Here is a 22,532-nt window from a genome sequence, read left to right as displayed (position 1 = left end):
CGGCTCCCGCGCCCGGCGGGCCGCCGCCGGCCACGTACCGGCACCGGCTGACACGTACCGGCACCGCCGGCCACGTACCGGTGCCGCCGGTCGAGCCCCTCCGGCGCCCGCCGGTTCTTCGGCGACCCGTCCGGAGGACGCACGCTTATCTCCGCGTACGGCCCCCCGTGTTTCCCTGGCCCGCATGAGAGTTCTGGTGGCCGAGGATCATCACGTGTTGGGGCGGACGATCGTGATCGGGCTGCGGCGGCAGTCGATGGCGGTGGACCTGGCGGTGTCGGGGGACGCCGCCGAGCGGATGTGCGGGGTCACGGAGTACGACGTGCTCGTGCTCGACCGGGATCTGCCGGTGCTGAGCGGGGACGAGGTGTGCCGGAGGGTGCGGGGGATGGCGGCGCCGCCGCGGATCTTGATGCTGACGGCGGCGGGCGGGGTCGAGGACAGGGTGTACGGGCTGGAGCGGCTGGGGGCGGACGACTACCTGGCCAAGCCGTTCGACTTCGCCGAACTGGTCGCGCGGATCAGGGCGTTGAGCCGCCGGGCGCTGAAGGCGCCGCCGGTCGTGGTGGCGTACGAGGGCATCACGGTGGACGCCGCCAGGCGCGAGGCGCGGATCGACGGGCGGGCGGTCGAGCTGACGCCGAAGGAGTTCGCGGTGCTGCACGTGTTGGTCGGCGCGGGCGGCGAGGCCGTCACGCAGGAGGAGTTGGTGCGGTCCGTGTGGGACGAGCACCTGGACCCGCGGACCAGCGCCGTGCGCGCCACCGTCAGCCGCCTGCGCGGCAAGCTCGGCCCGCCCGACGTGATCGTGGCGGACGCCGGAGAGGGGTACCGGCTGTGCCGCTGAGCAGGCCCCCGCGCCCGCACCTGACGTTCCGGGCCCGGCTGGCCGCCGCCTTCGCCGGGCTCTTCCTCCTCTCGGGGACGGCGCTGCTGGCGTTCGTCGTGGTGCTGGCGCGCTACGGGACGACACGGCAGGTGCAGGGCATCGGGGTCAGCCGCGCCACTGGGGGACCGACGGACGCGGCGACGTACGCCCCCACCGGCCGCACCGGACCCGTCGTACCCCACGGCGGCTCCGGCGGCACGGGCGCCATCGATGGCGCGGGCGGCACGGGCGACGGCGTCTCGATCCGCGCGCTGCACTGGACCGTGGGCGCCGTGCAGGACGCGGCGCTGCACCAGATGATCCTGTGGTCGGCGATCGGCCTGGTGCTCGTGACGGTGCTGGCCGCCGCCACCGGCTGGTGGCTCGCGGGGCGGGCGCTGCGCCCGGTCGCGGCCGTGACGGACGCCGCCCGCCGGATCAGCGAGCAGAACCTGCACGAACGGCTCGCGTTGAGCGGCCCGGCCGACGAACTCCAGCGCCTGGCCGACACGTTCGACACGATGCTCGACCGGCTGGAGAAGTCCTTCGAGGGCCAGCGCCGCTTCGTGGCCAACGCCTCCCACGAACTGCGCACCCCGCTGGCCGTCCAGCGCGCCTGCCTCGAAGTCGGCCTCGCCGACCCGCTTCCCGACGGCCTCGCGGACGTGCGCGACGACCTCCTCACCGTCAACCGCGACGCCGAGCGGCTGATCGACGCGCTGCTGCTGCTCGCCCGCAGCGACCGCGGCCTCGAACGTACCGAGCAGGTCGACCTCGTACCGCTGGCGCGTCAACTGACCGGCGAGCTGCGCCACTTGGCGCAGGAGAAGGACGTCCGGCTCACCGTGACCGCCGACCGGCCGCTGCGCGTCGAGGGCGACCCGGTCCTGCTGCGGCACCTCCTGTTCAACCTGATCCGCAACGCCGTCCAGTACAACCACCCCGGCGGCGCCGTCTCCCTCGACCTCGCCGACGACACCCTCACGGTCACCAACACCGGCGATCCGGTGCCCGCCGACCGCGTGCCCGACCTCTTCGAGCCCTTCCGCCGTCTCGCCCCCGACCGCACCAGCGGCTCACCCGCGTCCGGCCACGGACTCGGCCTCGCGATCGTCCGCTCCATCGCCACCGCCCACCACGCCACGCTCACCGCTTGCCCCACCCACCCCGGCGGCCTGGCCGTCACCGTCACCTTCGCCCGCGCCGACCGTACGATCGCGGCGTGACGATCACCTACGAGTGGCGCGGCCACGTCGACAACGAAGCCCTCAACTCCCTTCACGCCGACGGTTTCGGCGGCCCGCCCGCCCGCACCGACTGGCGCGCCCGCCTCGAACGCCACAGCCTCGGCTGGGTCTGCGCCCACGACGACACCCGCCTCATCGGCTTCGTCAACGTCATCTGGGACGGCGGCGCCCACGCGTTCCTCCTGGACACCGTCGTCTCCCGGCCCCACCGCTCGAAGGGCGTCGGCGCCCACCTCGTCGCCACCGCCGCCCACCACGCCCGCGCCGCCCACTGCGAATGGCTCCACGTCGACTTCGAGCCCCACCTCCGCCCCTTCTACCTCGACACCTGCGGCTTCCGCCCCACCCCAGCGGGCCTGATCGCCCTGTGACTCCGGATGCCGGCACCGCAGCCGTCGTGTTCCCCGCGCAGTGACGCGATCGTGACGCGCTGAGCGCGGGAGCACTCTCGAACCTCACGCGTTCTCTTCGCTACCGTGGGTGGCGGATACGGGGGGTCAGGCGTGCGGGGTCCGAGGGGGCCTTTTCGCCGACGCCCCGAACGGTGCCCACGGACAACCGATCGGGAGACTTCGACCATGCGAGCCCGCTCAGCATTTCCCGTCGCGGCTCTCGCGGCGACCGCCGCGTTGACGCTCTCCGCCTGCGGCGGCGGCTCAGGTGGCGGCGACAGCAAGATTTCCCCGACCACGGCGCCCCCGGCCACAGCGACGGCGACCGCGACATCGGCGCAACCGACGGCGACGGGTGGGGTGTTGACCGTCGACCCGGCGCTCGCGCTCCCCGCGGACCTGAAGCTCGACTTCGACTGGCGGCTTCCGGCGGACGACGCCGAGGCCGGGGTCCTGACCGCGTCGGCCGACTTCATGCAGTCGATGACGCACGGCGTGGTCGAGCAGAGCGTGAAGGGCGGGGCCCTGAACACGTACGCGGAAGGCGACGCGTACAGCTACGCGAAGCAGTACGTCCAGATGCACATCGACGCGAAGAAGACGGTGACCGGTACCGACCGCTTCTTCCGGCCCGCCGTCAAGCTCCTCGCCAAGAACTCGGCGGCCGAAGTCACCTTCTGCGAGGACCAGTCGAAGCTGTTCAGCAAGGAGATCGGGACCGGGAAGGTGCACGTCACCGGCGCTGACGACCGCAACTACGTGTCGTACCAACTGGTGCTCAGCCTGTTCCGGCCCGGCACGCAGCTCTGGCGAGCACAGTCGATCACCACCAAGGAAAGGGCGTTGGAGTGCAAGCAATGACGGGTACGGGGTCACTCCGCCGCGCGCTGCCCCTCGCGGCGCTCATCGTGTTACTCGCGGCGGCACCGGGTTACGCCTTCGACGACACCGGTTTGCCGCCGTCGGGTGGAAAGGGTTCGGGTGGAAAGGGATCGGGGGACAGCGGCGGAAACCTGGAGGCCATCGCCCAGGGGTACCGGCTGACGTATCCCACGGGCAGGCCGAGCGGCGCGAGCCGACCGTTGGCGTCGGTCAACGTCAACTGGGCGCCGCCGCCTTGCTGGTTCGGGCCGAAGTACACCCCCGAGCAGTTCAAGGCGGAGTACACGAAGAACTTCAACGACGAACTGCCCCAGGTGCACGGCACTTTCCGTACCGCCATGGGGATGGACCGGGACCACTACCAGAACGGGCTGGACTACCCCGGCGGGGACAAGGGCTACAAGGACTTCAACAGCGCCGAGGCCGGCAAGGGAATGTGGTGGCTGGTGACTGTCAATCCGGACGCCGACCCGTCGGCGCAGATGGGCTGCAACGACCAGACGCCGAGGTGGGTGCCCAACGGCCAGATGCCGCCGGCCGGGACCGGGCATGTGATCACCCCGGAAATGCTCTCCAAGCTCGCCTTCGCCCACACCCACGTACCCGGCGTGAGGATCGTGACCAATCCCGCGGGCCCGCAGACGGTCAACATCCCCACCTGGGTGACCCTGCGACAGGCGTACACGCCGGTGAAGGTGCGGGCGTCGGTGGACCTGGGCGGCGGCCGGGAGATCTGGGCCGAGACCACCGCGGAGCCGTCCGCCGTGCACATCACCCCCGGCACCTCCGACGCCACCGTCTTCCCGTCCTCCGGCGACTGCCCGATCGGACCCGACGGCAAGGTCGGCGCCGCCTACAACGGCGACCCGAAGGCAGCCCCTCCCTGCGGCGTGACGTACCTGCGCTCGACGCAGAACACCCCGCCGTACCAGCTCGACGTCTCCGTCAACTGGCATGTGAGCTGGACGGGTTCGAACGGCGGCCCCTACGCCCTGCCCGACGGCAGGGTCGGCGACCCGCGAGAGGTGACGGTCCGGGAGATCCAGACCATCAACAACTGACCGTCCGCGGCGGGTGGTTCAGCCGGGCGGACCAGACCATGGCTCGTCCGGCGGACCGGGATGCGCGGGATCCGGACGGACTCGCGCCGCCGCGGGGTCCTCAGGTTGTTGATGTTGCCGGGTCGCTAGTGCTGGGGGTGCCGGTTTCCACGTGGGCGGCGAAGCGGCGGAGGTAGGCGGGGTCGGTGGTGGTGGTGACGGTGATGTCGTACCAGTGGTTGCCGGCCGGGACGCCCCAGGCGGGGACGGTGCGGGAGGCGCCGGCGGCCACGGTGTAGGTGTAGTGGGCGGTGGGGGCGTAGGCGTCGGTGGCGTTGAAGGTGACGGGGGCGCCGGTGGGGTTGCTGAAGACGAGGGTGACCTGGCCGGTGGCGGGGGTGTGGCGGGCGGTCACCTCGGGGCCGATGGAGCCCGCGGTGCCGGCCATGCGGCGCAGGAAGCCGTTGGGGCCGTGGACGGAGAAGTCGTAGCGGTCGGAGGCGGCGGGCATCAGCCAGGTGTCGACCAGGGATTTGCCCGCCTCGACGGTGTACGGCCACGGGCCGTCGGAGCGGACCGCGGAGGTGACGAGGAAGGCGGCGCCCGCCGTGCCGAAGTTGCGGAAGGTGAACTGGAAGCGTCCGCCCGCGGGTTGGGTGTCGGCGGCCAGGTCGTACGGCAGCGGGCGGGCGTTGCGCAGGCCCGGTTCCTGGCGCGGGACGGCGCCGGTGGCGGGCGGGGTGGGAACGTAGTCGCCGGGGTTGTTGTGGTTCGGCGGTACGTAGCCGCCGGTGCCGGGGAGCGCGGGCGCGGCGGCGTTGCTGCGGGTGAAGTCGAAGGCGGCGGTGAGGTCGCCGCAGACCGCGCGGCGCCAGGGCGAGACGTTCGGGTTGCGCACACCGAAGCGCTTCTCGATGAACTGCACGATCGAGGTGTGGTCGAAGGTCTGCGAGCAGACCCAGCCGCCCGTGCTCCAGGGCGAGAGCACCAGCATCGGCACGCGCGGCCCGAGCCCGTACGGCCCGGCCGCGTAACCGGAGAGCCCGCCGGTGTAGAGGTCCTGGGTGACGTCGGCGGTGGACAGCCCGCGCGCGGCGGAGGCGGGCGGGAAGGGCGGCACGACGTGGTCGAAGAAGCCGTCGTTCTCGTCGTACGTGAGGAAGACGGCGGTACGGCTCCACACGTCGGGGTCGGCGGTGAGCGCGTCCAGCACCTGGGAGATGTACCAAGCGCCGTAATTGGCGGGCCAGTTGGGGTGTTCGCAGAACGCCTCGGGGGCGGCGATCCAGGAGACCTGGGGGAGTTTGCCGCCCACGACGTCGGCCCTGAGCCGGTCGAAGTAGCCGTCGCCGTTGCGGGCCGAGGTGCCGGTGCGGGCCTTGTCGTACAGGGCGCTGCCGGACTGGGCGTTGCGGTACTGGTTGAAGTACAGCAGGGAGTTGTCGCCGTAGTTGCCGATGAAGGGGTCGCTCGTCCAGCCCCAGCCGCCGCCGGAGTTCAGGCCGGTGCCGGTGTCCTGGTAGACCTTCCAGGAGACGCCCGCCCGCTCCAGGATCTCGGGGAAGGTGGTCCAGCCGTACCCGGCCTCCTCGTTGCCCAGCACGGGGCCGCCGCCCTTGCCGTCGTTGCCCGAGTAACCGGTGTACATGTAGTACCGGTTGGGGTCGGTGGAGCTGAGCATCGAGCAGTGGTAGGCGTCGCAGATGGTGAACGCGTCGGCGAGCGCGTAGTGGTACGGGATGTCCTGGCGGGTGAGGTGCGCCATCGTCGTGGTGGTCTTGGCCGGGATCCAGCGGTCGTAGTTGCCGCCGTTCCACGCCTGGTGGGTGCCGTACCAACTGTGGTCGAGGTCGCGGAGGAACTGGAGGCCGAGGTTGTCGATGTTCGGCCGGAAGGGGAGCGTCTCGTGCCCGGCGGCGTCCGCCTGGTGGAAGACGGACTTGCCGCTGGGCAGGGTGGCCGGGCGGGGGTCGCCGAAGCCGCGCACGCCGCGCAGGGTGCCGAAGTAGTGGTCGAAGGAGCGGTTCTCCTGCATCAGGACGACGATGTGCTCGACGTCCTGGAGGGTGCCGGTTCCCGCGGCGGCCGGGATCGAGGCGGCCTTGGCGATGCCGCCGGTGAGGACGGACGCGGCGGCGGTGGCTCCGGCGAGTTGCAGGAACCTTCGGCGGTCGACGTTGGGCACGGGGCTTCTCCTGACGGTCCGGTGGGGGCGGGCCGTGCTGCCGGTGGCGCTCTGGGCGTGCTCTGGCGGTGCCCCGGCAGGGCGGGTCCGGCTGCGCGGTGGTGCGTGCGGAGGGGCATTTGCGGCATACGCGAACACGTGTGGCGTGCACATGATGGTGATCCGGGGCGGATGGTGTCAATGGGGCGCGGGGGAGTACGGGTTGACCGGCCGAGTCGTACCGCCTTGGGTGATTGACATGCCCACGGTCACTCGCGATGCTGTTGGAACGTGCTACCACCGGTGTTGACCCTTGTGCGGGAGCGGTGGAAATGGTGGGATTCAAGCGGTCAGAGCGCCAAGTTCCCCCCTCCGATGCGGTTCTGACCGGACGTCGTCCCTCGGCGGGCGCTCCACCGCCCGCCCGGCGTCGAAGCGGAGGCCCGACCATGGAACGGGACTATGAAGCTTCTGCGAAGTCTCCACAGTGCCTTGGCAGGCGGCGGCCGGGGCGGTTCGTCCGGCGGTTCGTCCGGCGGGGACCCGGCCGGTTCGTCCGGCACCGGCCGGGGTGCCCTGGCCGGCCCAGTGTGCGCAGCCCTCGTGGCCGTACTCGCCCTGCTGGCCGTGCTGTGTTCCGCGCCCGCCCAGGCGTCCCAGACCACCATCCACAACGCCGACCCGAGCGTGATCCGGGTCGGCAGCACGTACATCTCGGCCGAGACGTCGGGCGGCGGCATCGCCGTACGGAAGGCGTCGTCGCCCGACGCCCTCGGCGCGGCGGCCTCCCGCAAGGTCTGGTCGGACACCAAGGGCCGCGGCGAGGTGTGGGCCCCGGAGATCGTGGTGGACGGCGGCCGGTACTACATCTACTTCACCTCGGGCGCCGGAGCCGCGCACCGGATGTACGTCATCAGCTCGGCGACGGCCGACAGCGGCTACGGCGCCGAGACCCAACTGGCCCTGCCCAACGACAAATGGGCCATCGACGGGAACCTCTTCACCTTCAACGGGCAGCGCTGGTTCGTCTGGTCGGGCTGGGCGGGCGACACGAACGTCGAACAGAACCTGTACATCGTCCGGATGAGCAGCCCCACCACGCCGACCGGCGCGCGCTACATCATCTCCCAGCCGCGCGAGAGCTGGGAGCGCGTCGTCGGCAACCCGTACATCAACGAGGCGCCCGCCGCCGTCAAGGACCCCAACGGGCAGCTCCACATCGTCTATTCGGCCAACGGGAGCTGGAGCGACCAGTACTGCATGGCCGATCTGCGGCTGCGCTCCGGCGGTGACCCGACGTACGTCTGGGACTGGTACAAGTCCAACGGCTGCCTGTTCGGCGCGCACGCCGCCACCATGATGTCCGGCTGGGACCCCACCCTCTACGTCAACGGCCCCGGCTCCCACAGCTTCGTCCTCCTCAACGGCGACATCGGCACCAGCCCGCCCGCCGGCCCCCGCTTCCCCCTCATGTTCACCGCCGTCCCCAAGGGCACCCCCTACTCCTGGTCCAACCGCTACTGGTTCACCGGCACCTTCTGCTGGTGGGGCAACACCACCTACTCCCGCGCCAACGTCCCCGGCCCCACCTCCAACACCGGCTTCAGCCTGAAGTTCTTCGAATAACCCCCACCGGTCCCGGTTCGGGGTGCTGGCGGGGGCGGGGGGAGGGGGATGGCGTACGGGGTGGGCCCCTGCCCCCGGCGGTTGTCCGAACGCACGGTTTGAGCAGGTGAGGGCTTTGACGCAGCACCCCCATGAGCGGATTCCGGCGAGCGGCGCGCTGGGCGCGTACGAGCTGGGCGGGTACGAACGGCACGCGGACGCGCTGTTCTCGCTGGCGCTGTTGCTGTGCCGCGATCCGGAGCGGGCGGTCGACGCGGTCGCGGCGGCGGTGGCGCTGTCGCACCGGGGGGCCGGCGTCCGCGGCGGCCGGGGAACTGCGGTCGGTACTGCGCCGTGCCGCCGACCTCCCGGCCGGGCGCACGGTGTGACGTCAGGGTGCCCGCGGACACCCGGGAGGTAGGGTGGAAGGAGCGTCCCTGCCCCTGGCGCAGTCGGTTGAGTGCGATGCCGCCACCGGGGCCGCGGATCTCCCGCGGACCACCTCGCCGTGACGGGCGGAACCCACAACCGCTGAACGGATGACCGTTCACCCTTACGCGAACGCGATGACCGCGTGACCGGTCTCCGTCCGTCGTTCCTTCCGCGCTCGGGGAATCGAGGCCATGTGAGGCCGTATGCGGTGGTGCCCGATGGCGGCTGAGCGCCTGGCGGAGGCACTGCGTCTGCTCCAGGACGGCCAGGGGTCGCCCGCGGTGGCCGTGGCGGGCGCCGCGGCCCTTGAGGTGGACGGCGTCGCCGTCTCGCTGGGGAACGAGCCGGGCAGGACCGAGGTGCTGTGGTGTTCCGACGACGTGTCGCGCGGCTTCGAAGACCTCCAGCTCACACTGGGGCAGGGCCCGGGACCCGACTGCATGGTGGGCGGTACGACGGTACGGGTGCCGGATCTGGCCCGCGTCCGCCACGACCGCTGGCCCGAGCTGGTCATGGAGGCGCCCGGCCTGGCGGCGCGCGCGGTCTTCTGCTTCCCGCTGCGCATGGGCGGGATCGGACTCGGGGTGCTGACCGCGGTACGGCGCGCGCCGGGGCCGTTGACCAGCGGGCAGAGCGCCGACGCGGCGATTCTGGCCGCCGCCCTGACCAGGTACTTCCTGGAGGGTGCCGGTCGGGCGCGCCAAGAGGCGGATCGTGTGCGGCCTCAGGACCCTGTGAACCCGCAGAACCCTGTGAACCGGCGGGGCCCGATGAACCCGCAGGACCCCGCGGACCCGCCGGACCCCCTCCCCTTCCTCCATCACGCCGTGGTCCACCAGGCGACCGGCATGGTCAGCGTCCAGCTCGCCGTCTCCCTCGCCGACGCCCTGCTGCGGCTGCGGGCCCACGCGTACGGCAGCGGGCGCACCGTGACGGACGTGTCCCACGACGTCGTGGCCAGGCGACTGCGGCTGGCCCCCGACGCCGAACCCCTCCCGCCCGCCGCAGACAAGGACTGACGCCATGCCCACCCGAGAACAGCAGGTCATCGAGGTCTTCGTCGAGGCGGCCGACTCCCTGACCGCCGACTTCGACGTCATCGACTTCCTCCAGAAGCTCTCCGTACGCTGCCTGGATCTGCTCGACGTGTCCGCGGTCGGCGTCCTGCTCGCCGACCAGTACGACGCCCTGCACCTGCTGGCCGCCTCCGACGAACGCACCCGGCTGCTGGAGCTGTTCGCCCTCCAGTACGACCAGGGCCCGTGCGTCGACTGCTACCGCGACGGGCGGCCCCGTACGAACGTCGACCTCACCGGGGACGAGGCCGTCGAGCGCTGGCCGCTGTTCGGCCGCGGCGCCCACGAGAGTGGGTTCGCCGCCACCAGCGCGCTGCCGCTGCGGCTGCGCGGCCGGGTGATCGGCGCGCTGAGCCTGTTCAGGACCGACCCCGCGCCCCTGGGACCGGAGGACATCGTCCTCGGCCAGGCCCTCGCCGACGTGGCCACCATCGCGATCCTCCAGCAGCGGACCCTCGCGCACGCCGAGGCGGAACGCGACCAGCTCCAGTACGCGCTCCACAGCCGGATCATCGTCGAACAGGCCAAGGGCATCCTCGCCGAGCGCTGGAACATGTCCCTCGACTTGGCCTTCGCCACCTTGCGCTCCTTCGCCCGAGCGCGTCAGCACAAGATCTCGCACCTGGCCCGCCTGATCACCGAGGGCGGCTTCGACACCGACGTCATCGCGCACGGCGTCAAGGAAACCAATCGCGCGGAACCGGGCGGCCCCGTGGCCGGTAGGGAGACATCCTGATGGACCAGCACGACACCCCGCACAACCCCGAGCAGCACACCGATGACCCGCACACCGACGAGCAGCACACCGACACCCCGCACACCGAACTTCCCGAGCACGCCGATCCGCTCCAGGCGCCCGGCACCGACGAGGAGCAGTGGCGCGTCTGGGACGGCTGGGCGCACCTGGCCGGCACCGAACTGCCCACCGCCGGACGGGTGGTGGTCGTGGCCGCGCACCCCGACGACGAGGTGCTGGGGGTGGGCGGCAGCATCGCGCTGCTCGCCGCGGCCGGTGTGGCGGTCACCGTCGTGTCGGTGACCGACGGCGAACTGTCCCACGCCGACAGCACGGCCATCACGTCCCATCAGCTCGTCGGCATCCGGGCCGCGGAATTGCGCGAGGCCCTGGCCGAACTCGGCGCCGACGCACAGGACATCGTCCGGCTGAGAGTGGCGGACACCGAGGTGGCGGGCCATGAGGACGAGGTCGCCGCGGCCCTGGTGCCGCTGCTGTCCGACGCCGACCTGTGCCTGGCGCCGTGGACCGGTGACGTCCACAGCGACCACGAGGCCGCGGGCCGCGCCGCGCTGACCGCCGCCCGTAAGGCGTCGGTGCCCTGCCTGCTCTATCCCGTGTGGATGTGGCACTGGGCGCGCCCCGGCGACCCCCGCGTGCCGTGGGCGTCGGCGTCCCTCGTCCGGCTGCCGGAAGAGGTGGCCGCCCGTAAGCGGGCCGCTGTCCAGCGGTTCGTCAGCCAGGCCAGGTCCCTCGGCAGCTCGCCGGATGACGCGGCCGTCCTGCCGCCCGGCGAAATCGCCCACCACGTCCGGGACTTCGAGGTCGTGTTCACACCGGCCTGAGCGTCCCAGGGCCTGAGCGCACCGGTGCCTGGGCGCCCCAGGGCCTGGGCGTCCCGGTGCCTGAGTGTCCCGCTCCTACGCGCCCGTCCGCGGCGCGCGCGTCGGAAAGGTGCGGATGGTCTCCGTGGCCTGCGTGCCGTCGGCGATCTCGCGGGCCAGGTCGGAGAGTTTGCGGCCGTGGGCGTGGGCGTAGGAGCGGAAGACGCTGAACGCCTCGTCGACGCCCAGGTGCCAGCGCTCGGCGAGGATGCCCTTGACCTGTTCAATGGTGATGCGGGCGTTGAGGGCGTACTGGAGCTGGTCGCGTTCGGCCTCGGCGTGGGCGAGCGTGCGCTGTTGGAGGATCGCGATGGTGGCGACGTCGGCGAGGGCCTGGGCGAGGGTCACGTCCTGGTCCGTCAGCGGCTCCGGGTCGGTCTGGAAGAGGCTCAGCGCGCCGATCACCCGGCCGCGCAGCCGCAGCGGCAGCGCGTTGGTGGCGACGAATCCGGTGGCCTCGGCCCCGGTGGTGAACTGGGGCCAGGCGGCGGCCACTTCGGGAGCGCCGAGGTCGACGTTGGTCCGCGGCTCACCGTCGTGGTAGCAGTCGACGCAGGGACCCTGGTCGTGCTGGAGCGCGAACAGCTCCAGCAGCCTGGTGTGTTCGTCGGAGGCCGCGAGTACGTGCAGGACACCGTTCTCGTCGGCGAGCAGGACGCCGACGGCGGCGACGTCCAGCAGCTCCATGCAGCGCACCGACAGCTTCTGGAGGAAGTCGATCACGTCGAAGTCGTCGATCAGGAAGTCGGCCACCTCGACGAAGACCTCGGTGACTTGCTGTTCGCGGGTCGTCATGGCGTCAGTCCTTGTCTGCTGCAAGTGAAGGCGGGTTCGGATCGGGGCTCGGGCCGCGGCCCGGTTCGGTGCTCGTACCGGTGCTCTGATCGGTGCCAGGATCGTTGCTCGTACCTGGGCTCTGACCGGGGCTCGGGTTGGGGACCATCCTCAGCCGTCTGGCCACGACGTCCCGGGCCACGTCGGCCAGAGGACGCTCGTTGCCGTACGCGTAGGCGCGCAGCCGCAGCAGCGCTTCCGCCAGCGGCACGGCGAGCTGGACGCTGACCATGCCGGTCGCCTGGTGCAGCACGGCCTGGTGCAGGGCGGGGGCGGGCAGAGCGGGGCCGGGCATACCGGGAGCGGACAGAGCGGGACGGCCGCTGGACGGCGTCCACGCGTCCCCGGGGTCGAGGAAACGCCGGGTCAGCAGGCCCGCGAGGACACCCGCGTCACCGTCCTGTTCGGGGGTCAGGCGGCCGGGCGCGTCCCTGACCAGCGTCAGCACGCCCAGCGTGATCGCGCCGACGCGCAACGCGAAACAGAACACCGCCCGTACGCTGAGCGCGGGCGTCTCCCGCAGCAGGGCGGGCCAGCGGCCGGCCGGCGTGAGCCCCAGGTCGGGGACGCGTACCGCGGTGCCGCCGGCCAGGCAGTCGGGTCCCGGGCCCTGACCGACCGTGAGCTGGAGATCCTCGAAGGCGCGCGCTCCGGCACCGGAGGACCACAGGACCTCCGACGCGCCGGGCCGGCTGCCCGCGCTGATCGCGATGCCGTCCACGCCGAGCGTCTCGGCGACTCCACCGGCGACGTCCGGCCAGTCCGAGGTCTGGAGCGCCCGCAGGATCTCGGCCATGCGGTCGCTGATCACGCGGCACCGCTCGACGGCCGCCGTACGACCGGCGCCCCACGGGCAGGGGGAACCGCGTAGAGGTCGATCTCGCCCTCCCAGCAGACGGCCGCCCGGATGTCGCACCGGAACAGCATCATCGTACGCACACCCCCCACGCCTGCCCCGCGCTTCCCCGTACGCACTCCCCGCCCTGCGCCCCGTGCCCCGCGCTTCCCCGAACCCCGCCGCGGCCGGTCCACAGGCTGTGGACACCGCTGGGGAACGCCCGGCACGTCACCGCACGGGAACGTCACCGCACGGGCACGTCACCGCACCGGAAGGCGTACGCGTACGCGGAACGAGAACCCGGCCGGTTCAGACGCGCGGCGGGACCCGCAGCGCGAGCAGCGCGGTGTCGTCGCTGGCCCAGCCGCCGTGGTAGTCGCTGAGCGTGTCGGCGATGTACTCGATGGTGTCGGCGGCGCCCATGGTGTGGGTGTCGCCGAGGGTACGGGCGAGGGCGGCCTCGTCGAACATCGGCCGGCGCGGCTCCGCGCCGCGCGGGTCGGGCCGCGCCTCGCAGGCGCCGTCGGTGTAGAGCAGCAGCAGGTCGCCGGGGGTCAGCCGGAAGCGGACGTCGGAGAGGTGTACCGGGTCGACCACGCCGAGGAGGGTGCCGGGGGTGCCGGCCTGCCGGACGCGGCCGTCGGCGCGGCGGATCAGGGCGGGCGGGTGTCCCGCCAGGCACAGCCGCCCCGACACCCCGGACCCGCTGGCGCGGAAGGTGGTCTGGACGGCGGTCAGGAAGCGGGGGGCGCCCTGCGCGAGCATGGCGGTGTTCAGCCGGTCGAGCACCGCCGCGGGCGACAGGTGCTCACCGGCGTCCGCGCGCAGGGTGTAGCGGGCCAGCGCGGTCACCTTGGCCGCCTCGGTGCCCTTGCCGCACACATCGCCCATGACCGCGGTCCACCAAGCCCCGCGGGCCTGGAACAGGTCGTAGAAGTCGCCCACCACGCTGATGCCGCCGCTCGCCGGGATGTACAGCGCGGCGGTGTCCACGCCCGGCACCGGGCGCAGGGCCGGGGGCAGCAGGCTGTCCTGGAGGCTGCGGGCCAGTTCGCGGGAGGCGGCCAGCGCGCCCTGCGCGGTCGACAGCGCGTTCTCGGCGGTCTGGAGCGCGGTGTGCACACGGTCGAGCGACATCCGCACGTTGATCTCGTTCGACACCGCGCGCGCCAGGACCGACATCGTCTCCAGCTCCTGCGGTGTCCACACCCGAGGGTTGGCGTCGATCACGCACATGGTGCCGATCGGCTGGCCGTCGGTGGTCACGATCGGGAATCCGGCCCACGCGCCCACGCTCCACGGCCCGATCGCCGGATGGCCCGCCGTCCGCGGGTCCTTCTCCGCGTCCTCCACCACGAACGGCCCGTTCTCACCGACGGCGAAGTAGCAGAAGCTGTCGCCCACCGCGTTCTGCCAGCTCTCCACGTCCCCGTAGGGCAGGTGCGGTACCGACTTCCAGTACGTACGGGACTCGCCGACGAAGGTGATCGCGGAGATCGCGGCGCCGGTCACCGACACCGCCAGCCTGGTCAGATCGTCGAAGACCCGTTCCGGAGCGGAGCCGACCATGCCGCTGGCGTCGAGCGCCGCCAGCCGGCCGGGGTCGGACAGTACGGCCGGCAACCCGTCCGCCCGTACGCCGCCCGGGTACTCAATCGCTCCCGCCACAACCTTGCCCGTTCCGTCAGACGGCGTTTTCGCGCGCCAGCCAACCACGCGTTCCGGCCCCTGTCAGCTTCCCGCCACAACGATCCGAACACCTGTCCCCGAACCAGTATGAGGGCCCGCCCCCCGGGTCGCGCGGGCGAACGGCGGGCCACAGCGCCGACGACCGCGTCCCGGCGGTTTTCGTGGGTGCGGTCCGCGGTGGCGTGGGAGCCTTGGCCGCGTATGGGAACGGTCTGCGAGGGAAGCTCACCATTTATGAACGGTACGGGTGGCGGTACGAGCGGCGGTACGGGTGGCAGCGCGGTCAGCGGTACGAGCGGCAGCGCGGTCGGCGGTACGGGTGGCGGCGATACGAGCGGTGACCCGGGTCAAGGCGCGGACGTGCGGGAACTCCTCATCCGCGCGGGCAAGGGCGACCGCGACGCCTTCGACCGGCTCTATCCGCTGCTGGCCCCCGCCGCCTACGGCCTCGCGCACTGCATGACGGGCGACGCGGCGCGGGCCGAGGAGCTGTCCCGCGAGGCGCTGGTCGACGTCTGGCGCACGGCGCCCCGCTTCGACCCCGCCCACGCCGACGCCCTGACCTGGGCGGTCACCCGCGTCCACCGAAGCCTGGTCGGCCTGCTCAGGTCCGGGCGGGACGCGGAGGCCGTACGGACCGACGTCGGCCCGACCCTGGACGCGATCCTCGGGCGGCTGCGGGAGATCCGCGCCGACCCGCGGGTACGGACGGACCTCAAGCGGCTGACGCCCCGGCAGCGCGAGGCGGTGGTCCTGGCGGGCCTCGGCGGACACGCCTGTCCCGCGACGGCCGTCGACCACGGCGATCCGGCGGCCACGAGACGGCCGGTCGATCTGCGCGACGGCCTGATCCGGCTGCGGGACTGGCTGCCCGGGCGCTGAGCCGGGCTGAGCCGGGCAGAGCCGAGCCGCGCACAGCTCGGCCGCCGAGCGGATCGCTGTCCGGTCGGCGGCCGTGGTGCTCTGAGTCGCGGGGCTGTCCTGCTGTCCGGTCGGCGGCTACTTGTCGGTGAGCATCCCGGCCCGCAGCTTGGCCAGGGTCCGGCTGAGCAGCCGGGACACGTGCATCTGGGAGTAGCCCAGCTCCGCGCCGATGTCGGCCTGGGTCAGCTCCTGGCCGAAGCGCATCCGCAGGATGCTGCGCTCGCGGTCGTCCAGCTTCGCCAGCAGCGGAGCCAGCGCCTGGAAGTCCTCGACGAGTTCCATCGCCGGGTCGGCCGCGCCGATGGTGTCGGCGTACGAGCGTCCGGCGTCCTCGCCGTCGTCACCGGCGGGCAGGTCGATGGAGCCCGCGGTGTAGCCGTTGGCGGCCACCAGGCCCTCGACGACCTCGTCCTCGGTGATCTCCAGGTAGGCGGCCAGCTCGGCGAGGGTCGGCGGCGCGTCCAGGACGGCGGTCAGGTGGTCGCGGGCCTTGGCCAGCTCGACCCGCAGCTCCTGGAGGCGGCGCGGTACGTGGACGGCCCAGGACGTGTCGCGGAAGAACCGCTTCATCTCGCCGACGATGTACGGGATGGCGAAGGTGGTGAACTCCGTCTCCCGCGACAGGTCGAACCGGTCTATCGCCTTGATGAGGCCGATCGTGCCGACCTGGACGATGTCCTCCCACTCCTGCGGGCCGCGGCTGCGGAACCTGCGGGCGGAGAAGCGGACGAGGGACATGTTCATCTCGATCAGCGTGCCGCGCGCGCGGCTGTACTCCTCGGTGCCCTCCTCCAGCGACTGGAGGCGGTCGAAGTACAGCTTCGACAGCTCGCGGGCGTCCTTCGGCGAGACCTTCGCCGGGTCCGCGACCTGCGGCACCTCACCCACGGCCGGAACGCTCCGGCCGACTCCGGTCGGCAGTGCGGTGGTTCCCGCGTCGTGCGTGATCGCCGTCATGTGTTCGCCCAACGTCGTCGGCTGTGACCCCAGGCACGTACCCCCTCTCACGCGTCGCACGCACGAAGACTCAGGAATTTCTTTTCCGGCCCCCACCCGTCACCCACCGTGCCCCCGGTCCGCCGCCCACCCGTCACCCACCGTGCCCCCGGTCCGCCGTCCACCCGTCACCCACTGTGCCCCCGGTCCGCCGTCCACCCGTCACCCGCGGTCCCGCGCTCCGCCGTCCACGCCTCGACCGCCGCGTCCGCGCTCGGCGCCGCGGTGAAAACCTGGTCGAGTCCCGTGACGCGGAAGACCCGGTCGAACCGCTCGGGGACCGCGGCCAGGACGGTGTGGGCGTGGGCCTCTTCCGCCCGGTGGTGGGCGGCGAGCAGCGTGCTGAGACCGCTGGAGTCGATGAAGTCCAGCCCGCCCATGTCCACGACGAGCTGTCGGCCGGGCGCGAGGGCGAGGCGTTCGACGGCCTCGCGGACCTGCGGCGCGGTGGAGTAGTCGAGCGCTCCGGCGAGTGCGACGACCGCGCCCGCGGGGGTGGCGCGGACGTCGACGGTCAGGAGTCCCATGGCACTCCTCTCGCGGACTGGCCTCATACGTGAGGTAGTTCGGAGCCGAGGTGCCCGCGGATTGGTGTTCGTACGATAAAAGTTCAGGCGCGCCGCTCTTCCGTCCGGTCCAGCGCGTCCCGCAGCGCCGCCCGCGAGGTGATGCCCAACTTCGGGAAGAGCTGGTGGAGATGGGTCGAGACGGTCCGCGGCGACAGCAGCAGCCGCTCCCCGATCTGCTTGTTGGTCAGGCCGGTGGCCGCCAGCCGGGCGACCTCCCACTGCTGCGGTGTCAGGGCGGGGCCCCCGGGCGGGAAGCGCGCGGCGACCGGGATGCCGCAGGCGCGCAGCTCCTTGTTGGCCCGGTCGGCCCAGGGGCGGGCGCCGAGCCGTTCGAAGCCGGCCGCGGCGGCGCCGAGCAGGTGCCCGGCCCGGCCGGGTGCCTTGCTCCGGCGCAGGCGTTCACCCAGGTAGAGCTGGACGCGGGCGTGGTCGAAGGGCCAGCGCTCGGCGCCCTCGACGGCCAGCGCCTGGCCGAAACCCCGTACGGCCTCGTCGTCGCGGTCCGCCGTCAGCGCGGCCGACGCGAGCAGCACCATCGCCAACCGCGGTGACACCGCGTCCAGTCCGGCCTCGCGCGCGGCCCGTACGTGCGCGGCGGCCTCGTCCCGCCGCCCGGTCCGTACCGTCGCCTCGACCTGGTCGAGGACCGCCCACACCGCGTGCCCGGCGAACGGCGCGAAGGTCCCGGGCGGCGTGATCCGGGAGGCGTGGCGGTACGCCTCGTCGAAGTCGCCGAGCGACAGGGCGGTCAGCGTCCGCGCGTGGGCGGCGTAGCAGCCGACGGCGTAGCCCCTGCGGGAACCCGCCCACTGGTCCATCCGGTCCGCGAGCCGCCGGGCCCGCGCGTACTCGCCGCAGGCCGCGTGCAGGCAGGCGAGGACGAATGTGCCGGTCCAGGAGCGCAGCGGATAGGCCATCTCCTCGCACCACCGCAGACCCTGCTCCGCGACCTGCCGCGCCTCGGCCCACTGGCCGGTGAACCAGGCGTGGCTGCTCCACAGGAACGACGCCTGGATGGCGGGGAAGACGTTCTGCCCGTCCAGGCCGCCGCGGGCGGTGAGCCGCAGCGGCGCCTCCATCGCGTGCAGGCGGTCGCCGTACGCGGCGGCGGTGGCGATCCGGACGATCCGCACCGGGTCCGCCGTGCCGGGCAGGGTCCGGATCGCGGTGTCGAGCCGCGCCCAGTCGGCCGGGCGGGCGCGGGCCGGGTCGCCGAAGGTGGTCCGCAGCAGGTACAGGGTGTCGGGGACGGCGGCGCACTTCGCCAGCGCCGCGTCGAGCTCCGACCACAGCTCGCGCCGGCCGCCGTGCACGCACACCATCAGCAGCGTGGTCAGGGCCTCCACGAGCGTGGCGTCCGTGAGGTCGTACGGCTCGGGCTGGAGCGCGACGGCGCCGGACAGCAGGCGGTGCGCGGTGTCGATGTCCCCGTAGCTGTTGAGCAGGTACAGCGCGGCGGCCACCGCGACGGCCGGGGAGTCCGCGTCCGGCGACGCCTGCCGCGCGTCGTGCAGGAGGCGCGGTACGTCGCGTACGTCGCCGGTGAGATTCGCGCCGACGTACGCCGCCTTGGCCAGCCGCCGGGCGTACGCGTCGCCCGCGGGGCTCAGCTCGGCCGAACGGACCAGCGCGGCAACGGCGTTGGGCCCGTCGCCGCGGCGTGTGCCGACGTCGGCGGCCTCCTCCAGGAGCGCGGCGATCGACTCGTCCGGCTCGTCGGCGGCCTGGGCCAGGTGCCAGGCGCGCCGTTCGGGGACCGCGGCCCACGCCGCCGCGAGCGCGCGGTGGACGCCCCGGCGCTGGTCGCTGGTCGACAGCTCCACGACGGCGGAGCGGATGAGGGAGTGCCGGAAGTGCACGCGCCCCATGTCGTCGTCCACGCGCACGAGTCGCAGGCGCTCCGCCGGGGCCAGGTGCTTCGGATCGCACCGGCCGGCCACCGCGCGGCGCACGATCATCATGGTGCCGCTGCCCTCCAGCGCGGCGACGAGCAGCAGGTGCCGGGTGGCCGGTGGCAGCGTCCTGATGCGCGAGGCGAAGGTCGACTGGAGCCGCTGCGGCAGCGGCAGCCGCTTGGGCAGGGCCTGGGAGGCGCGCCGCTGGGGCTCGGTGAGGGCGGCGGGCAGCTCCAGCAGCGCCAGGGGGTTGCCCTCGGCCTCGGCGATCACGCGCCGCCGCACCCGCGAGGCGAGCGTCGGGAAGCGGCGGCGCAGCAGCTCGTCGGCGGCGGCCTCCGGGAGCGGCCCCAACTCGTGCAGGGGAAGGCCGTTGTGGTCGAAGAAGCTCTCCTCGCCGAGCCTGACCGCGCACACCAGACCGGTGGCCGTGCCCGGCAGGCGACGGGCGACGTGCCCCAGGACGACGGCACTCGACCGGTCAAGCCACTGCGCGTCGTCCAGCACCAGCAGGGCGGGGCGGTCGCGGGACAGCGCGGCGGCCAGCGCCGCCGCGGCCTCCACGACCGTCCGGTGGCCGGGCGCCGCGTCGTGCTCCAGGCCCAGGACACCGGCCAGGGGCGGCAGTTCGGCCGCGCGGGCGCGGACCTCGGGCACCGACGTCAGCAACTGCCGCAGCGCGCCGTAACTCAACTGCGCCCGGTACTGCACACCGTCCGCGCGCAGCACCCGCATCCCGGCGGCCTCGGCGCTCCCGGCGACGGCGGCGAGCAGCGCCGACTTGCCGACGCCCGGCTCGCCCACCAGCGCCAACGACCCTCCGCGGCGCGGGACTTCGGCCAGGAACGCGCCGAGCCTGCCGAGGTCGGCGTCCCTGCCGACCAGCAGCCCGTCCCTCGCGTCGCCGGCTCCGTCGCTCATCACTGCCCCCTGCCGCGCCCCGGCCGACCGCCGTCACCCGACTACGTCATATGACGGAATCGGGCAGGCCCGCCAGGCTCCTAGTGTGCATCCCACGACCTCGTCCGTCCGAGGGAACCGGCAGGTGGCGGGGGAAACCCGCCGGGTGACGGGGAGCACGCGGAACGCCGCACCCTCGGACGACGCCGGCCGGCGGCCGGGGAGGGACACCTCGGCTCCGCAGCTGAGGGGAGTGGTGCGCCATCACCGGACGTACGGGCTTCGGCGAGGTGCTGCGCGGCCATCGCCGCGCGGCGCGGCTGACCCTCGAGCGACTGGCCGAGGCGTCCGGTGTCAGTGCCCGGACCCTGTCGGACATGGAGCGCGGCCGGAGCCGCGGACCCCAGCAGCGGACCGTGACCGCGCTGGCCGACGCCCTCGCCCTGGAAGGCGCCGCGCGCGCGGAGTTGCTCGACCTGGCGCGGGACGGCCGCCTGCGCGGCCACTGGACGCGTCCGAGCGGCCTGTGCGAACTGCCGGGCGCCGTACCGGACTTCACCGGCCGCGCCGCCGAACTGGTCTGGATGAGCGAGCTGGTGTACGCCGAGAGCGCGCCGGGCGTCGGGGTGGTCGGTCTCGTCACCGGCGCCGCGGGTCTGGGCAAGACCACCTTCGCCGTCCGGGCCGCCCACGCCGTACGGCCGAGCTTCCCCGAAGGGGTGTACTTCCTGGACCTGCTCGGCATGTCGCAGCGGCCCGTGACCGCGGACGAGGCGCTGCGGCACGTCCTGCGCGCGCTGGGCGTCGGCGACCAGGACATCCCGGCCGCCACCGAGGGCCGCGCCTCCCTGTACCGGTCGGTCCTGCGCGACCGGCGCGTCCTGGTCGTCCTCGACAACGCCGCGTCGGAGGAGCAGGTGCGCCCGCTGCTCCCGGCCGGGGGAGCGGGCCGGGCCATGATCACCACCCGGCGGCTGCTGGCAGGACTCGAAGGCGTCCGCAGGCTGGTGCTCGGCCCGCTGCCGCTCCCGGAGGCCACGCACCTGCTGACCGGGATCATCGGCGAACGCGCGGCCACCGACGAGGAGTCCGACCTGACCAGGCTCGCCGAGCTGTGCGGCGGTCTCCCGCTCGCACTGCGGATCATCGGGAACCGGCTGGCCAGCAGGCCCGGTTGGGCGGCCGGTGAACTCGCCGCCCGGCTCGCGGACGAGGAGCGGCGGCTGGACCAGCTCACGGCCGGTGACCTCAAGATCGCCAACGCCTTCGGGATGTCGTACGAACAACTCGCCGCGCCCGCGCGGGCGTTGTTCCGGCGGCTGGCCGCCGTGCCGGGGCCGGACGTCGACGCGGACCTGGCGGCCGTCGCGGGCCGGATGCCGGTCAAGGAGACCTGGGACGCGCTCGACGACCTCGTCGACCTCGGCCTGCTCCAGGACAGCACCGCCGGGCGGTACCGCTTCCACGACCTGGTCCGCCTCTTCGCGCGCGAGCGGCTGCGGGAGGAGGAGAGCCCGGCGCGGCGCGCGGAGTTGGCGGACCGGGTGACGGCCTGGCTGCTGCGGACGGCCACCCTGGCCGGGCGGTGGTTCGAACCCGGCTACGGCCGTCCCGACCGGCCCGACCCCGAACTGCCGAGGCTGGCCTCGGAAGAAGAGGCCGAACGCTGGCTGCGGGCGAACGTGGACAACTGGCTCGGCGCGATGCGGGCCGCCGCGGCCCGCGGCCGGTACGCGCCCGTGCTGGACTGCGCCGAGTCCATGCACTGGTTCTCCGACCGGTGGGCGCACGGCCCGCACTGGCGGGAGGTGTTCACGCTCGGCGCCGAGGCCGCCGCGGCCCTCGGCGACCTGGCCCAGCAGGCGGCCCAGCTCAACTATCTGGCCTGGGTCCACTGGGTGCCGTCCCGCGACCCGCGGGCGGTGCTGCGGTACGCGCGTGAGGCGCTGGAGCTGGCCGAACGCGGCGGCGCCACCGCGCAGATCGCCTGGTCCCACCAGTACGCCGCCGGGGCCGCGCGCCTGCTCGGCCGCCCCGGCGAGGCGATCGCGTCCGCGTCCCGGGCGGCGGAGACGTTCCGGGCCCTCGGCGACATGGACTCCTATGTGCAGTCCCTCGCCTCGATCGGCAACTCGCTGCGGGAGGAGGGCCGTTACACCGAGGCGCTGCGGCAGTTCCGTACCGCTCTCGCCGTCATCGACGACGAGGAGCCGCGGATGGCGCCGACCGTCGTGGCGCACTGCCGCCCGCTGGGCCTGATCCGCATCGGCCAGTGCCTGGGGCACCTCGGCCGCCGTCCTGAGGCGATCGCCGCGCTCACCGCGGCGATCGCCTCCCTGGACGCGCAGCGCCTGACCGGCTTCCGGCTCGCCGAGGGACTGGAGACGCTGGGCGCCCTGCTGGCCGACGAGGACAGGACCGACGGGAGCCGGCGCGCCTACGCACGGGCCGCCGAGGTGTTCGCGGAGGTCGGGGACACGGAGGCGGCCGACCGGTGCCGCCCGCTGTCCGCGCAGCCCTGACCCGCCTCACGGCGGGCCGGGCGGCGGGGCGGGCCGGGG

The 22,532-nt window shown here is 73.2% G+C and carries 18 protein-coding genes; 11 read left to right on the top strand and 7 right to left on the bottom strand.

All coding sequences use genetic code 11. From position 1 onward, the window contains the following. Positions 1 to 184 precede the first annotated feature (184 nt). From ACFZAM_RS00660 to ACFZAM_RS00640, 5 genes are all read left to right on the top strand, one after another. Positions 185 to 847, top strand: a complete 663-nt coding sequence (locus ACFZAM_RS00660) for a response regulator (RefSeq protein ID WP_391041681.1) — start codon at positions 185 to 187, stop codon at positions 845 to 847. Further along, complete coding sequence (locus tag ACFZAM_RS00655; RefSeq protein WP_391041679.1) at positions 838 to 2,094, top strand: ATP-binding protein; 1,257 nt, start codon at positions 838 to 840, stop codon at positions 2,092 to 2,094. The genes ACFZAM_RS00660 and ACFZAM_RS00655 overlap by 10 nt, the downstream gene beginning before the upstream one ends. Then, positions 2,091 to 2,486 (top strand): GNAT family N-acetyltransferase, encoded by a 396-nt coding sequence (locus tag ACFZAM_RS00650; RefSeq protein WP_355340012.1) that lies wholly within the window; start codon positions 2,091 to 2,093, stop codon positions 2,484 to 2,486. The genes ACFZAM_RS00655 and ACFZAM_RS00650 overlap by 4 nt, the downstream gene beginning before the upstream one ends. A 207-nt stretch (positions 2,487 to 2,693) precedes the next feature. Beyond that, a complete protein-coding gene (locus tag ACFZAM_RS00645) occupies positions 2,694 to 3,368 on the top strand; it encodes a hypothetical protein (protein WP_391041676.1) in 675 nt (224 codons plus the stop codon). After that, entirely contained in the window at positions 3,365 to 4,450 is a 1,086-nt protein-coding gene (locus tag ACFZAM_RS00640) for a hypothetical protein (protein WP_391041674.1), read from the top strand. Before ACFZAM_RS00645 ends, ACFZAM_RS00640 begins: the two co-directional genes overlap by 4 nt. A gap of 100 nt (positions 4,451 to 4,550) precedes the next feature. On the opposite strand, the gene ACFZAM_RS00635 is transcribed toward ACFZAM_RS00640, so the two are convergent. Continuing rightward, complete coding sequence (locus ACFZAM_RS00635; RefSeq protein ID WP_391041672.1) at positions 4,551 to 6,614, bottom strand: phosphocholine-specific phospholipase C; 2,064 nt, start codon at positions 6,612 to 6,614, stop codon at positions 4,551 to 4,553. Positions 6,615 to 7,181: 567 nt separating this feature from the next. On the opposite strand from ACFZAM_RS00635, the gene ACFZAM_RS00630 reads away from it, so the two are divergent. From ACFZAM_RS00630 to ACFZAM_RS00615, 4 genes are all read left to right on the top strand, one after another. Continuing rightward, positions 7,182 to 8,219, top strand: a complete 1,038-nt coding sequence (locus ACFZAM_RS00630) for a family 43 glycosylhydrolase (RefSeq protein WP_391041671.1) — start codon at positions 7,182 to 7,184, stop codon at positions 8,217 to 8,219. Between the two features lie 629 nt (positions 8,220 to 8,848). Then, the gene (locus tag ACFZAM_RS00625) at positions 8,849 to 9,649 is read left to right on the top strand and encodes a GAF domain-containing protein (protein ID WP_391041670.1); all 801 of its coding nucleotides are present in this window, start codon (positions 8,849 to 8,851) and stop codon (positions 9,647 to 9,649) included. A 4-nt stretch (positions 9,650 to 9,653) separates the two neighbouring features. After that, the gene (locus ACFZAM_RS00620; protein ID WP_355340032.1) at positions 9,654 to 10,442 is read left to right on the top strand and encodes a GAF and ANTAR domain-containing protein; all 789 of its coding nucleotides are present in this window, start codon (positions 9,654 to 9,656) and stop codon (positions 10,440 to 10,442) included. Then, a complete protein-coding gene (locus tag ACFZAM_RS00615; protein ID WP_391041668.1) occupies positions 10,442 to 11,287 on the top strand; it encodes a PIG-L family deacetylase in 846 nt (281 codons plus the stop codon). The genes ACFZAM_RS00620 and ACFZAM_RS00615 overlap by 1 nt, the downstream gene beginning before the upstream one ends. 75 nt (positions 11,288 to 11,362) lie before the next feature. On the opposite strand, the gene ACFZAM_RS00610 is transcribed toward ACFZAM_RS00615, so the two are convergent. The 3 genes from ACFZAM_RS00610 to ACFZAM_RS00600 form a co-directional block, all read right to left on the bottom strand. Beyond that, positions 11,363 to 12,121 (bottom strand): ANTAR domain-containing protein, encoded by a 759-nt coding sequence (locus ACFZAM_RS00610; RefSeq protein WP_391041667.1) that lies wholly within the window; start codon positions 12,119 to 12,121, stop codon positions 11,363 to 11,365. A 4-nt stretch (positions 12,122 to 12,125) separates the two neighbouring features. Continuing rightward, positions 12,126 to 12,971, bottom strand: a complete 846-nt coding sequence (locus ACFZAM_RS00605; RefSeq protein WP_391041666.1) for a GAF and ANTAR domain-containing protein — start codon at positions 12,969 to 12,971, stop codon at positions 12,126 to 12,128. A gap of 336 nt (positions 12,972 to 13,307) precedes the next feature. Continuing rightward, positions 13,308 to 14,666: a SpoIIE family protein phosphatase gene (locus tag ACFZAM_RS00600; protein ID WP_391041664.1), complete on the bottom strand. Its 1,359-nt coding sequence runs from the start codon at positions 14,664 to 14,666 to the stop codon at positions 13,308 to 13,310. A gap of 255 nt (positions 14,667 to 14,921) precedes the next feature. On the opposite strand from ACFZAM_RS00600, the gene ACFZAM_RS00595 reads away from it, so the two are divergent. After that, positions 14,922 to 15,569, top strand: a complete 648-nt coding sequence (locus ACFZAM_RS00595) for a sigma factor (RefSeq protein WP_391041662.1) — start codon at positions 14,922 to 14,924, stop codon at positions 15,567 to 15,569. Between the two features lie 117 nt (positions 15,570 to 15,686). Here ACFZAM_RS00595 and ACFZAM_RS00590 read toward each other — a convergent pair whose 3' ends face one another. The 3 genes from ACFZAM_RS00590 to ACFZAM_RS00580 all read right to left on the bottom strand — a co-directional run bounded on the left by ACFZAM_RS00590 (position 15,687) and on the right by ACFZAM_RS00580 (position 19,992). Next, the gene (locus ACFZAM_RS00590; protein ID WP_355340050.1) at positions 15,687 to 16,568 is read right to left on the bottom strand and encodes a SigB/SigF/SigG family RNA polymerase sigma factor; all 882 of its coding nucleotides are present in this window, start codon (positions 16,566 to 16,568) and stop codon (positions 15,687 to 15,689) included. 167 nt (positions 16,569 to 16,735) lie between these two features. After that, positions 16,736 to 17,134, bottom strand: coding sequence for an anti-sigma factor antagonist (locus tag ACFZAM_RS00585; RefSeq protein ID WP_391041660.1), 399 nt, complete (start codon positions 17,132 to 17,134; stop codon positions 16,736 to 16,738). An 83-nt stretch (positions 17,135 to 17,217) separates the two neighbouring features. Beyond that, positions 17,218 to 19,992, bottom strand: a complete 2,775-nt coding sequence (locus ACFZAM_RS00580) for an AAA family ATPase (protein WP_391041658.1) — start codon at positions 19,990 to 19,992, stop codon at positions 17,218 to 17,220. A 269-nt stretch (positions 19,993 to 20,261) separates the two neighbouring features. On the opposite strand from ACFZAM_RS00580, the gene ACFZAM_RS00575 reads away from it, so the two are divergent. After that, entirely contained in the window at positions 20,262 to 22,493 is a 2,232-nt protein-coding gene (locus ACFZAM_RS00575) for an NB-ARC domain-containing protein (protein ID WP_391041656.1), read from the top strand. Positions 22,494 to 22,532 lie beyond the last annotated feature (39 nt).

Origin of the sequence: Streptomyces sp. NPDC008079 (assembly GCF_042957385.1) — a bacterium.
In the GTDB taxonomy this organism is placed as follows: domain Bacteria; phylum Actinomycetota; class Actinomycetes; order Streptomycetales; family Streptomycetaceae; genus Actinacidiphila.
Note: the sequence above shows the minus strand (reverse complement) of the source record. Positions and strands in the feature narration are given on the sequence as shown.

Bases quoted from the DNA above. Each gene is read 5' to 3' on its own strand.
- ACFZAM_RS00660 (WP_391041681.1), top strand. From the start codon at position 185: ATGAGAGTTCTGGTGGCCGAGGATCATCACGTGTTGGGGCGGACGATC.
- ACFZAM_RS00645 (WP_391041676.1), top strand. From the start codon at position 2,694: ATGCGAGCCCGCTCAGCATTTCCCGTCGCGGCTCTCGCGGCGACCGCC.
- ACFZAM_RS00640 (WP_391041674.1), top strand. From the start codon at position 3,365: ATGACGGGTACGGGGTCACTCCGCCGCGCGCTGCCCCTCGCGGCGCTC.
- ACFZAM_RS00625 (WP_391041670.1), top strand. From the start codon at position 8,849: ATGGCGGCTGAGCGCCTGGCGGAGGCACTGCGTCTGCTCCAGGACGGC.
- ACFZAM_RS00620 (WP_355340032.1), top strand. From the start codon at position 9,654: ATGCCCACCCGAGAACAGCAGGTCATCGAGGTCTTCGTCGAGGCGGCC.
- ACFZAM_RS00615 (WP_391041668.1), top strand. From the start codon at position 10,442: ATGGACCAGCACGACACCCCGCACAACCCCGAGCAGCACACCGATGAC.
- ACFZAM_RS00610 (WP_391041667.1), bottom strand. From the start codon at position 12,121: ATGACGACCCGCGAACAGCAAGTCACCGAGGTCTTCGTCGAGGTGGCC.
- ACFZAM_RS00595 (WP_391041662.1), top strand. From the start codon at position 14,922: ATGAACGGTACGGGTGGCGGTACGAGCGGCGGTACGGGTGGCAGCGCG.
- ACFZAM_RS00590 (WP_355340050.1), bottom strand. From the start codon at position 16,568: ATGACGGCGATCACGCACGACGCGGGAACCACCGCACTGCCGACCGGA.
- ACFZAM_RS00585 (WP_391041660.1), bottom strand. From the start codon at position 17,134: ATGGGACTCCTGACCGTCGACGTCCGCGCCACCCCCGCGGGCGCGGTC.
- ACFZAM_RS00580 (WP_391041658.1), bottom strand. From the start codon at position 19,992: ATGAGCGACGGAGCCGGCGACGCGAGGGACGGGCTGCTGGTCGGCAGG.